We start from the raw sequence: 12,080 nt of genomic DNA, 5'->3' as shown, positions 1-12,080 counted from the left end.
TCTACAGATATCTTGAAAAACGCTTAGACAGTAAGTTTACCTGTTCTGAAATCGTACGGGGGTTAAGGGACATGGATTTTTATGAAATTCCTGGTGAAGGATATATCCCAACCTATACTCGAACAGATTTTACAGATGCTCTTCATGAGGCTTTTGGCTTCAGAACAGACTTTCAAATCATTAAAAACAACCAGATGAAAAAAATTTTTAAAGACACGAAAAGATAAAAAAAGTACGCAATTTTCAAATACATAAACAAAGCTTGAAGCCTAGTTTTTACAATAGGTTTCAAGCTTATTTCTTTTCTCAACTGTCAAAGATGGGATTATATTATAAATTATAGAATAAGAAAATAAGTTATGTGTCACAAATCGACTAAATTCTTAAGGAATATTAACTCCCTAAAAAATTGTTAGAAAATTAAAGGATTTGCAATTCTCCGATAGAAGTATTATATAAGGTAAATGTTAAAATATTAACATTGGATTCTAAGGTCATTTCTAGTACTTTTTAGTATGTAGGGGGAAAATGAATATGTTATCGAAAATATTAAAGTATATTAATATTCTATTATTGGGTACTATATTATTTTTGATTGTTCTTATTTACATCTCCAATCCAGCCAATAAACAGGATATGGAAGTTTATATCAGAAATGAAGAAAATAATTATAAAGTACATGCTCCAAATTATCAAGAAATAGATGCAAAAGAAGAAATAATTTCACAGCTTATTGAGTTTAATATTATTGGTGACTACGATTTAGAAGATGTAGAAGGTATAATAAATAGAATTACAAGAATTCCCATACATTTATTGCAAGAATTGAAAAACAACAAAATCAGAATAATTCTTACCAATCAAAAAGTAATTGATATACCAGAGTATAATAAATTACAGGGAGTAGTCCCTAGAGGCTGGGAGACAACTGGAATGACTTGGGAAAATGTTCCCGGCATAGGAGGAAATCCGATAGTTATAAAAATAGGTTATAGCTATTGTAACAAAACCCATGGTTCCCTAAATTTAGAGCTCCATGAAATAGCCCATGCTATAGATACTTTTATATTCAGGGGAATATCTAGTAAAAATGAGTTTATTAATATACATGAGTTAGAATATACTCAACTTTTTAAGGAAAATTGTAATCTGTGCTATTATGAATTTATAGATGAATATTTTGCAGAAGCATTTGTATACTACTTTTATAGTTTAAGTACCAGAGAAAAATTAAAAGATAATGCACCTTTAACCTATGAATTTTTTAGAAAAATTGAAACAGCTGAATTTCTAAAGATTAATCATATAAACAGTTCAAAACCCTTAAGATCTCTCTAACCTTTAGAGAGATTTTCTTGTTGCATTTTTAGCAACTCTATTACTCTATTAAAAGCTTGCTTTCTTTTAATTTTTTCAAAGCTTGAAAAAGGGCATCCTATTGAATCAATCCGCTCAATAACTGTCTCCATAGGAAATTGAGAAGGCTTTATTCGATGCGTAATTTCCTCCCAAAAAAGAGGTGTAGATACTAAGGCATCTTCATTTCCCCTAAGGGAATAGGGGGCGATTATTGTTTTTCCATAGGCATGCTGAAGATAGTCTACATATAAGCGTTTTCCACGGTTCTTTTTTAAGCGTTCGGTTGTAAACCATTTAGGTTCTCTTGTGATTATGAAACCTGCAATAAATTCTGTAAACCTTCTTGTTTGCTGGTAGGAAAATTCATTTTCTGGTAAAGGGATATAAACCTGTAATCCTTTATTACCTGATGTTTTAATAAAGGATATAAGCTGTAGCTTATCAAAGATTTCCTTTAGCATTAGAGCTGCTTCTATGGCTAAAGTAAATTCAGATTTACTAGGTGGATCCAGATCAAAAACTATTTCACTAGCATTTGTCGAATAAATAGTATTAAAAGGTATATGAAGATCTATTGCTCCCTGATTACCAAGCCAAATAAGTGTGGGTAGATTTGAGCAGACTATATAATTTATGTCATCAATTTTATGGGTTTTTATAAACTCAGGGGCATAAGGGGGACTACTTTTCTGATAAAACTTTTCGCTGTTAACACCATGTGGATAACGAATTACTGTAAGGTTCCTATCTTTTAAAAATAATAAAAGGTAGGGAGAAATTTTAATTAGATATTGTAAATAATCCAGCTTAGTTATACTCTTTTTAGGCCAGAGAATCTTATCAGGATGGGTTATATCAACCTCTTGATTGTCTATAACAACAGTGTATCTATCTTTTAATTTCGAAGTAATAGTAAGACCTCCTATATAAGATTACTAGATTTACTACAATATGAAATCCACAAATATTGCCGATCTTATCGATCCCTTTTCAGTAATACCCCTTCCTTTCAAAATGCACCGTATGAGGGGCTTGAGATAAACAAAATTATTATCTTCCTTGATTTTTAGCTTTGTTGCAATGGCAAAAAATGCTTGTTTTTGATGGGGATTCATGCCATGAATCACATATCCCAGCATATTACCCATGTCGTCAAGGCACACTAAAGCATTGTCTTTTTTTCTAAAGGCACTTATAACTGCATTAACCTCTATCCAGTTTATTATTTTTAACCAACTAGAGGTACGTTTACCTACATATGAAGAGTCCTTTCTTTTAGCTATCATACCCTCATGTTTTCTATGGATAATTTCCTGAAACAATTTCTCCCCCTTTTCATCTATATAATTAACCTTTTTTATAAACTCACTATTTTCTAGAGTATTAGCAAGCAGCCTTTTTCTTTCCGTTAGATCTTTTTGTCGAAGGTCTTGACCTTTATAATATAAAATATCGAAAACAAAGTACATTGCTGGGTGTTGTTTACTATGTTGTTTTATTTTTTCTTCTTTCTTCATTGAAAATCTCTTTATAACACTGTCGAAGCTTTCTTTTCCATTAGAATTCAGACAGACAACTTCGCCATCTAAAACTATATCATCCAAAGGACTTTGTAACAGCTCAGGAAAATTCTTAGAAATATTGTTTCCATTCCTTGTATATAGTATTGGTATATCTATGTTGGATAATTCTATTCTTATTCCATCATACTTAATTTCATATATATAATCTGGTGATGAAAAAGGATTAGGGGCGGTTTCCAATAGCATAGGTGGAAGGAACATATTTTAAGCCTTTTTCCTTTCAGGAGTTTTTCTTGGCGAAGTGGTTTTCTTAGGCTTTGTTTTCTTTATACTTTCTTCAAGAGCCTTCATAAGATCCACAACGTTATCTGGTTGATTTTTCTTTTCAATACCCTCTTCCTTAGCCATCTTCTCTTGTATTAGCTCCATCAACGCTGTTCTATAATCATCTGTATATTTTTCAGGTTCAAAGGCTTCTGTTAATTGATCAATTAACAGAGTGGCAGTATCTAACTCCTTTTTAGATAGCTCAACACTTTCTGGTACATTGGGAACAGCACCAATAGACCTCACTTCGTCTGGGTAATGAATACTTTCCATAATAAGTGTGTTATTATATGGTCTTATGACAGCCAACTTCTCTTTAGAACGTATCATAATTTTTGCAAGACCAATTTTTCCTGAGTCTGAAAGAGATCTTCGGAGAAGAGCATATGCCTTACTACCTCCATCACCAGGGCTTAAATAATAGGACTTATCAAAATATATAGGGTCAATTTCCTCAAGCTTAACAAAATTTATAATATCTACAGCCTTTTCTTCCTGTTCATTTTTTATTTTATCAAGATCATCTTTGTCTAAAGCAATGAATTTGTCTGGAGCATATTCATATGCCATAATGATATCCTCCTGTTTCACCTCTTCATTACAATGGGAGCAAGTTTTTTTATATTTAATAGGATTATTACATTTTTTATGTAATTGTCTAAGCTTTATATCTCTATCCTCTGTAGCTGAATGTAGCTTAACTGGAATATTGACAAGACCAAAGCTTATTGTTCCCTTCCAAACTGTATGCATTCATATACACCTCTTTTGTTTTTTTCTAGTTTTCTCAGTTATAACATTTTAATTCACTATTTTAAATCCTATTTAATTTATAGATTATAGCCGTTTAAATAATGAAATTTTAAATATGCAATAAGTTACCATCTTCTAATAAGAGATAATTGATTATGGATATCATTAACAGGAGGCAGGTTTACATAATCGTGGTATTATTAATATTAGCCCGATAGTTTGAACTGATTTAGGGTAAGAAAACTGTAAGGAGGAAGAATATGAAAATTATTAAAGGTGGAGCTATAAAAATAGCTTTAAGTACTTTGATGTTGTTGATAGTATTATCTAATGTTGTATTTGCTGGAGGGGAATTCAGAGATATTAATCTCAGCTCTGACTATGCAAAGGAATCAATAATAGAATTAGCAGCTAATAGCATCATTAAAGGAGACGAAAATGGCTATTTCAAACCAGCTAATACTGTTCGTCGAGGTGAAATGATAACTATGATTGTTAGGGCACTAGAGGTAGACACTAACGATTTACCAGATGTGGCAACCTTTAAAGATGTACCAACAAATCATTGGGCATTTAAATATGTTGAAGCTGCCCATCGAGAAGGTATTGTAAAGGGAATTTCACCCGATGAATTTGGTGTTGATTTAGAAAGTACTCGTGAGCAAATGGCAGCAATGTTTGTAAGAGCGCTAGGAATAACAGATAATTATAATGAAGCAAAGCCTCACTTTGAAGGGTTAGTAGATAAAGATTTAGTATCCTACTGGGCGATTGAAGAGGTGGAAGCGGCCTTAGCTACAGGACTAATGCAGGGAGTAGAAAATAATCGTTTTGCACCACAAGGGGCAGCAAAAAGAGAGCAAGTAGCAGTTATTATACACAGATTTATCAAAAATAGAGATGATTTATTGGCAGAAGTGAAGCATCCTCATCTGTATGCTACCCTTGAAAAATATTCAAATCTTCAATATAAAGGGGAGATAAATACTATTCTTGCCTTCGCAATGACTGATTTAGTTGAAGAGTTTAGCTTTATTATGGAGATGGAAGAGAAGAATATTATTAACGGGATAAACCTTCATTCAATGGGAGAATTTAAGATTTTAGACTCGGAGGGAGAAGGAATTGTTGAAGAGTATGAAATGATAATTATGGGAAATAAACTTTATATACGTGATTTTGAAGAAGACATATGGACATTATTAGAAGATGACGAAATTATATTAAAGGATGGTAATATCGAAGGATATGTTATTGGCAGAGATCTATATGAAAACTACAATGATTTTAACATTGAGTATGCAGGTGAAGTAGTAATCAATGATGAATCAACTTCAAAATATGTGATTCAATTATCTAAAGACGAAGCTCTAGGATTAATGCCAGGAGACAATTTAGAAATGCTTAAGCTTCTTATGGATGACTTATATAATGACGACTTATATTATATATTTGAAATATATATAAATGAAAACTATGAAATTATTAAGCTAAGCTATACCTTCAATGGGACAATGATTGATGAAGAAGAAATGTTAGAGGTAGAGTTACTTCTTCAGATGTACTTCAACAACATTGGTCAGGAAATAGAAATAAAAGAACCAGATCCATCAAAGGTTGTGGTATTTGATTTCGATGATTTCATATTTGACTTTGAGGATTTTGATTTTGAAGATTTCGATTTTGACAATTTTGATTTTGATAATATGGAATAATTATTAAAATAAAGCACCTGCATTTGATAAATGCAGGTGCTTTGCTAAATAATTAGTTTAACAACCAATATTATAAATTGGTATGCTATAATAGAATAAAACTTAAAGGAGGCTAAAGCATTGAACAATTTAAAAGCACCCAACCAATCCTGCTGAAGTACTTCTATACCAACATTCTCTAGTTTAGAGGAAAAAATAGATCGTAAGTTTTCAGAGGATAAAGAGATTGTTAGTAATAAAATTATCCATCATGGCTTAGATGGATATGTAGAAACTGAAATAGGGAATATTCCTAGACTTACTTCAAAGCTAAATTGGAAGGATCATGTTGGGCATTTGGCTGTTAGAGTTGGGCTAGGTAGATTTAATTATAAGATTTCGCCAGGATTATATGCAATTGGAAATCCAGATGATAAGTCAGAGGTTCTAGTTACAGCCAATTACAAATTAACAATTGATCAGTTAAGAAAAGAACTTTTTGAGGAAAGCTTCTGGGTACTTGTTATTGATACCAATGGAGTAAATGTTTGGTGTGCTGCAGGAAAAGGGACATTTTCAACTGAGGAAGTAATATATCAGGTGAAAAAAAACAAAATTGAGGATTTAGTTTCTCATAGAAGACTTATATTACCACAGCTTGCTGCACCGGGAGTAGTGATTCAAGAAATAAGAAAGTACACTGGGTTTCAGCCCAGCTATGGTCCAGTAAGGGCAGCAGATATAAAAGACTTCAAAAAAAATGGATACAATGCAACAGAGAAAATGCGGCGAGTTATCTTTAATATAGAGGATAGACTTTGGGTTTCATTGTTGGAGTTTGCCATTACTTTAAAATATCTTCCCATTATATATATGTATTTTGTACTACAGTCGATGCTTGAAAAAAGACTTCTTACCTTACCAGAAATCTTACTTGCATCTTTTATTAGTACAATTCCTTATTTTATAACCATAGTGATTGGAACTGTAGTATTTGCAGCTTTACTTCCATACCTGCCCTTTAGAGCCTTATCATTGAAGGCTGCTGTTCTTGGGTTTGCTTGGGTGGTATTAATTATTATTAAGGGAAATAGTTTTCTTTATAGTAATCTAATATCAATTATTGGTCACTCACTTCTTATGATATCTATTATTAGCTACTTAGGATTGAATTTTACTGGTTCTACAACATATACGTCCTTTTCAGGTGTGCAAAAGGAAACCTTAGCAACTGTACCGATATTAGCGTTATCTAGTGTATTAGGCTGTTTGTTGTTAATAGTAAATCTATTCGTTAACTAATAGGAGGAATATGAATGGCTATAGCTTATATAAAAAATGTAGCACAAATTAAGCTTGACAGAGAAAAATGCATTGGGTGCAGAATGTGCTTGAATGTTTGTCCCCATACTGTTTTTGAAATGCAGGAAGGTAAAGCTAAATTTAAAAACAAGGATGCTTGCATAGAGTGTGGTGCTTGCGATAGAAACTGCCCAGTTGAGGCAATTGAAGTTAAATCTGGAGTTGGCTGAGCTTATGCCATCATAAAGGGATGGCTTACCGGGAGTAGGCCCTGCTGTTAAGTAGCGTAAGAAGTAAATTGTTTGTTATGGAGGTGGTTAATATGAGTTTTTTTAAAGGATTATTTGGCCCCAGTAGAGATGAGATATGGCAACAAGTGGCTGAAGATATGGGTGGAGAGTTCCTTAAAGGGGGGTTTTTACGCCATCCAAGCTAGATGTCAAGCTGCGAGAATGGACTATAACACTGGATACCTATACAGTGAACCATGGAAAGAGCAGTTCAACATATACAAGAATTAGAGCGCCATTTAAAAATAATAATGGGTTTAGATTTAAGGTATATAGTAAAGGAATATTCAGCGATATTGGTAAAATGATGGGTATGCAGGATATTCAAATAGGTGTTGATGACTTTGATGAAAAGTATATAGTTAAGGGAAATGATGAAGAAAAAGTCAAAGCATTAATAATAAACAAAGATTTAAGAGCTTTAATTAATGGCCAGCCTAAAATATCATTAGAAATTAAGGATAAGGATGGAGCTTTCAATAAAGTTCCCGAAGGTGTAGATATTATCTATTTTAACGAAGCTGGTGTGATTAAAGATGTAGAAAGATTAAAACAGCTATTTTTGCTGTTTGCAAACACATTAGATCATCTTTGCAAAATGGGAGTTGCATCTGAAGAATACCCGGGGATGAAATTATAAGGTGAAAGCTTATAGAATTAAATGTGAATTGGCGACAAAGGAGAGGGTCATTTGAAGCTGGACATTAAAATAATATCAAAATATAAAGAAGGAATAATAGCTGGAGCTCCAATAGTTGTAGGGTATGTGCCAATAGCTATGACCTTTGGAATGCTTTCTAAAGCTGTTGGAATTACTTTTTTGGAAAGTATTATGTTTTCTGTTTTTGTATTTGCAGGAGCAAGTCAATTTATGGCATTAAATCTATTAGTTCTGGGGGTTGGAACATGGGAGATTATTTTAGCGACTCTGTTAATGAATTCCCGACACCTATTAATGAGTGCTTCCCTAGCAGCAAAAGTAAAGGGAAATATAAAAAAGGGATTATTTTTTATAGCCTTTGGCTTAACCGATGAAACTTTTTCGGTGGCAATTATGAAAAAAGGAAATATGACTACTGATTATTTACTTCCTCTTGAGCTAGAAGCTTACTTAGGGTGGATAGGAGGAACCCTAATTGGATATTTGGTTGGAGAGATACTACCACAGCTTCTTAGAAACAGTATGGGAGTAGCATTATATGCAATGTTTGCTGCTATTTTAATACCAGAAGCAAAAAAATCTAAAAAGGTTGCTCTTCTAGCAATATCTGCAGGTGTTCTAAATACCTTATTGAATTACTTTAAATTGTTTTCATCTGGATGGAATCTAATTATAGCTATAGTTTTAATATCAGCAGCAGGGGTATATTTTACTAGGGAGGGAGTGAAGGCCTATGAATAATGTGCTAATACTAATATTTGGGATGGCGTTGGTGACATATATACCAAGACTATTACCTTTTTTAATTGTTTCAAAGAGCAAGCTGCCTGATGGTCTTCGTCAGTTTTTAACGTTTATTCCTTATACAGCATTAGGGGCTTTAATAATTCCTGGAGTATTTAATTCAATACCAGAATTACCTTTAGCTGCTATTATGGCTATATTATTTGCTACTATTTATGCCTGGAAAAAGGGGGGAATAATTGTACCAGTATTGGGGTCCATAGGGGTTGCTTTTGCTGTATTATACCTAAACAATTTCCTTGGGTTATAAATATTGAATTTAATTGTAATATGAATGGATGGAGTGAAAATGATGAAGGAAGTTTTACAGAGAATCCAAGACCAAAAATTAACATATCATCAAAAATTAATTACCTTGGCTAGGCTGGCAGAAAATAGTATAAAACCCTTAAACATTTCAGATGAAGTACAAAGCTATAGGGATGAAGGAATTATATGTGATTTATTTGAGGGGAATGCCCCATATCGTCCAAGATACATTGTACCTGACTACGAAAAATTCATGAAGTATGGCAGTGAGTTTTTAAACTTAAAGCCACCAATAGACATTTGGGAAGCAACCAATCATTTACTAATATTATATAAAAATGTTCCCTCTATTACCTCATTCCCAGTTTATATTGGAAACATTGATACGCTTTTAGAACCATTTATTAAAAATGAAGAAGAAGCCTATAGAGCCATTAAACTGTTTTTAACCCACATAGATAGAACCTTATGGGATTCTTTTTGTCATGGGAATATTGGTCCACTTGATACTAAAGCTGGTAGATTAATACTTCAGGTAGAAAAGGAGCTTCAAAATTCTGTTCCTAATATAACAATAAAATATAGTGATAAAACCCCTGATTCCTTTGCCCTTCAAGCAATTGAAACAGCATTAAAAACTGCTAAGCCTAGCTTCGCCAATGATGATATGTTTTTAAATGATCTAGGCAGCAATTATGGAATTGCCAGCTGCTATAATGGATTAAATATAGGAGGTGGAAGCTTTACACTGGTTAGGCTTGTTTTATCAGAACTAGCTAAAAAAACCGATAGTTCAGACGACTTTATTAATAATTTACTACCAGATGCAGTTGAAAAAATGTGTAATTACATGGATGAACGAATAGCATTTTTAGTCGAAAAGAGTGGATTTTTTGAATCAAGCTTTTTAGTTAAAGAGGGTTTAATTAATTTGGATAGTTTTACAGCTATGTTTGGTGTTGTAGGTTTAGCTGAATGTGTAAATCATCTACTTAAGGCACAAAAGCTAGAAGAACGATTTGGACATAACCAATATGCTGACCAACTTGGATATAAAATCATTGAGAAGCTTCATGAAGAAGTTCATAAGCATAATAATTATTACTGCAAGATAAGTAATGGAAAGTTTTTACTTCATGCTCAGGTGGGTATTGATACAGATAAAAATACAAGTCCAGGCTGTAGAATACCCATTGGTGAAGAGCCGCAGATTTTTGATCATTTATTGCAATCTGCAAAATTCCATAAATTTTTTCCATCAGGAATTGGGGATATATTTAAATTCGATATGACAGCAGTAAATAATCCGCAATATATATTAGATATAATTAAGGGTGCCTTTAAAGAGGGAATGAGGTACTTTTCTCTCTATTCCTCAGACTGTGATGTGATACGGATTACTGGTTATTTAGTTAAAAGATCGGATATGGAGAAGCTTGCTGAAGGAAAACAAGTTCTTAATGATGCAGTAGTATTAGGACTTGGCTCGGTAGAAAATCAAAGGATATATGATAGAAGGCTAAGAAGCTATGAATAAGGGATACATAAACAAAATAATTCCCTTTAGCTCTGTCGATGGACCTGGAAATCGTACAGCTATTTTTATGCAGGGCTGTAACTTTAATTGTATCTATTGTCATAACCCAGAGACAATTGGACAGTGCAATAATTGTGGTATGTGTGTTAATGATTGCCCTCAAAATGCTTTAATGTTATTGGAGAGTAAGATTAAGTGGAATGAGAAAAACTGCTGTGGTTGTGATAATTGTATAAAAATATGTGAATACTGTAGCTCGCCAAAGGCTGTAGAAATGACGGTGGAGGAGGTAATAAATAGCATAAGTAAAACCATAGCATTTATTTCTGGAGTAACTATTTCAGGAGGAGAATGTACTCTTCAAAAGGAATTTCTCACAAATTTATTTATTAAGCTGAGGGAGATGAATATATCTATTTTCATAGACACAAATGGGTCAGTACCATTATGGGTTGATGAATCCTTTGTAAACTCATTTGATAAAGCTATGGTGGACTTAAAGTCATTTGATGAGGAAGAACACCTTATGCTTACAGGCTGTAGCAATAGAATAGTGTTAGAGAATATACGGTATCTCAATAAAATTGACAAGCTGTATGAAATTAGGACTGTGATTGTTCCAGATTTACTAAACAATAAAAGAAATGTTAATGAAATAAGCAAATTAATAGTAGAGCTTAATCCACAAATTAGATTAAAGCTTATTAAGTATAGACCATTGGGGGTTAGGAATAACTTGCTGAAAGCTAATATTCCTTCAAATGAGGTGATGGAAGAATTAAAGAGTTTATCAGAAAAAATTGGATGTAAGCAGGTTTACATAGTGTAATAATAAATGTTTATTTAATTTTTTAATAGGTATAATATAAGTGGAATTATGTATAAATTGATTTGTATATTTATTTAGTAATACTGAGGAATGGCAGATATAATGATAGTATGCCTTACCTGGTATATAAAGGGTAATATAAAGCTATTAAGACAGGAGGAAAAACTAAATGAGTACAAATGATTCAGTTTATGAAGCTTTAAAAAAGTCAAAGGAGCCTATGAAGGCTGGAGAGATCTCAGAATTGACTGGAATTGAAAAAAAGGAAGTAGATAAGGCAATTAAGCAATTAAAGCAGGAGGATAAAATTACTTCTCCTAAGCGTTGCTATTATTCAGTAAATGAGTAAGGAAAATACATATTACTATAAAAGGACAGCAGGTTTGCTGTCCTTTTATGTGGTGCGCCCAGCATGGGCGCAATCTAATGGGTGAAAGTCCCTAGCGCGGGTTGATAGTGCCAAGCGCATAGCTTAAGGCAAGGGTGTCCACCGTGAGGTGGAATCTGAAGGAAGCCGACGGCAAACTTCTGGTCTGACGAATAGAAACTACATATAAGGCACACATATGCTGGGTAAGGTTGCCACACAAACCAAAGCCCTAAACTATCCGGAAGCATAAGGTGTAGATGTAGCAGATAGATGGAAGGAAAGATTGCGTTCTTACCTGGGGAGGTCTCATGGACGTGTGAAAACAGAGTATGAAGCACGGTTGAAACAAGATTTATCATGAGAAGTCAGCAGAAGCCATAGT

Annotated in this window: 13 protein-coding genes and 1 pseudogene; 11 read left to right on the top strand and 3 right to left on the bottom strand. The window is 33.2% G+C overall.

Annotated elements, in window-relative coordinates; genetic code table 11:
- Both BLP68_RS20650 and BLP68_RS21915 read left to right on the top strand, forming a co-directional pair.
- Positions 1-227 (top strand): annotated as a pseudogene (locus BLP68_RS20650) (IS1634 family transposase); the annotation flags it as partial.
- A gap of 307 nt (positions 228-534) precedes the next feature.
- Entirely contained in the window at positions 535-1,338 is an 804-nt protein-coding gene (locus tag BLP68_RS21915; protein ID WP_176759136.1) for an anthrax toxin lethal factor-related metalloendopeptidase, read from the top strand.
- On the opposite strand, the gene ligD is transcribed toward BLP68_RS21915, so the two are convergent.
- The 3 genes from ligD to ku form a co-directional block, all read right to left on the bottom strand.
- Positions 1,335-2,213: a non-homologous end-joining DNA ligase gene (gene ligD, locus BLP68_RS20640; protein ID WP_278278262.1), complete on the bottom strand. Its 879-nt coding sequence runs from the start codon at positions 2,211-2,213 to the stop codon at positions 1,335-1,337. The genes BLP68_RS21915 and ligD overlap by 4 nt on opposite strands.
- Positions 2,214-2,303: 90 nt before the next feature.
- The gene (locus BLP68_RS20635) at positions 2,304-3,143 is read right to left on the bottom strand and encodes an ATP-dependent DNA ligase (protein WP_091547600.1); all 840 of its coding nucleotides are present in this window, start codon (positions 3,141-3,143) and stop codon (positions 2,304-2,306) included.
- 3 nt (positions 3,144-3,146) lie between these two features.
- On the bottom strand, positions 3,147-3,962 hold the full coding sequence (gene ku, locus BLP68_RS20630) for a non-homologous end joining protein Ku (protein ID WP_091547598.1): 816 nt from the start codon (positions 3,960-3,962) through the stop codon (positions 3,147-3,149).
- A gap of 260 nt (positions 3,963-4,222) precedes the next feature.
- Between ku and BLP68_RS20625 the strand changes: the two genes are divergently transcribed.
- The 9 genes from BLP68_RS20625 (at position 4,223) to BLP68_RS20585 (ending at position 11,677) form a co-directional block, all read left to right on the top strand.
- Positions 4,223-5,677: an S-layer homology domain-containing protein gene (locus BLP68_RS20625; RefSeq protein ID WP_091547596.1), complete on the top strand. Its 1,455-nt coding sequence runs from the start codon at positions 4,223-4,225 to the stop codon at positions 5,675-5,677.
- A 120-nt stretch (positions 5,678-5,797) separates the two neighbouring features.
- A complete protein-coding gene (gene hgcA / locus BLP68_RS20620; protein ID WP_278278261.1) occupies positions 5,798-6,958 on the top strand; it encodes a mercury methylation corrinoid protein HgcA in 1,161 nt (386 codons plus the stop codon).
- Positions 6,959-6,972: 14 nt separating this feature from the next.
- A complete protein-coding gene (hgcB, locus tag BLP68_RS20615) occupies positions 6,973-7,188 on the top strand; it encodes a mercury methylation ferredoxin HgcB (protein ID WP_091547593.1) in 216 nt (71 codons plus the stop codon).
- Positions 7,189-7,438: 250 nt separating this feature from the next.
- Entirely contained in the window at positions 7,439-7,888 is a 450-nt protein-coding gene (locus BLP68_RS20610) for a DUF3137 domain-containing protein (RefSeq protein ID WP_242877048.1), read from the top strand.
- A gap of 51 nt (positions 7,889-7,939) precedes the next feature.
- Positions 7,940-8,650, top strand: a complete 711-nt coding sequence (locus tag BLP68_RS20605; RefSeq protein WP_207647958.1) for an AzlC family ABC transporter permease — start codon at positions 7,940-7,942, stop codon at positions 8,648-8,650.
- Positions 8,643-8,963, top strand: a complete 321-nt coding sequence (locus BLP68_RS20600) for an AzlD domain-containing protein (RefSeq protein ID WP_091547591.1) — start codon at positions 8,643-8,645, stop codon at positions 8,961-8,963. The genes BLP68_RS20605 and BLP68_RS20600 overlap by 8 nt, the downstream gene beginning before the upstream one ends.
- Before the next feature lie 42 nt (positions 8,964-9,005).
- A complete protein-coding gene (locus BLP68_RS20595) occupies positions 9,006-10,499 on the top strand; it encodes a YjjI family glycine radical enzyme (protein WP_091547590.1) in 1,494 nt (497 codons plus the stop codon).
- Complete coding sequence (locus BLP68_RS20590) at positions 10,492-11,328, top strand: YjjW family glycine radical enzyme activase (RefSeq protein ID WP_091547588.1); 837 nt, start codon at positions 10,492-10,494, stop codon at positions 11,326-11,328. Before BLP68_RS20595 ends, BLP68_RS20590 begins: the two co-directional genes overlap by 8 nt.
- Before the next feature lie 169 nt (positions 11,329-11,497).
- Positions 11,498-11,677 (top strand): helix-turn-helix domain-containing protein, encoded by a 180-nt coding sequence (locus tag BLP68_RS20585; protein WP_091547587.1) that lies wholly within the window; start codon positions 11,498-11,500, stop codon positions 11,675-11,677.
- The last annotated feature ends 403 nt before the right edge of the window (positions 11,678-12,080 follow it).

The sequence above is a fragment of the Alkaliphilus peptidifermentans DSM 18978 genome (genome assembly GCF_900101495.1).
GTDB classification, from domain to species: Bacteria; Bacillota; Clostridia; order Peptostreptococcales; family Natronincolaceae; genus Alkaliphilus_C; species Alkaliphilus_C peptidifermentans.
Note: the sequence above shows the minus strand (reverse complement) of the source record. Positions and strands in the feature narration are given on the sequence as shown.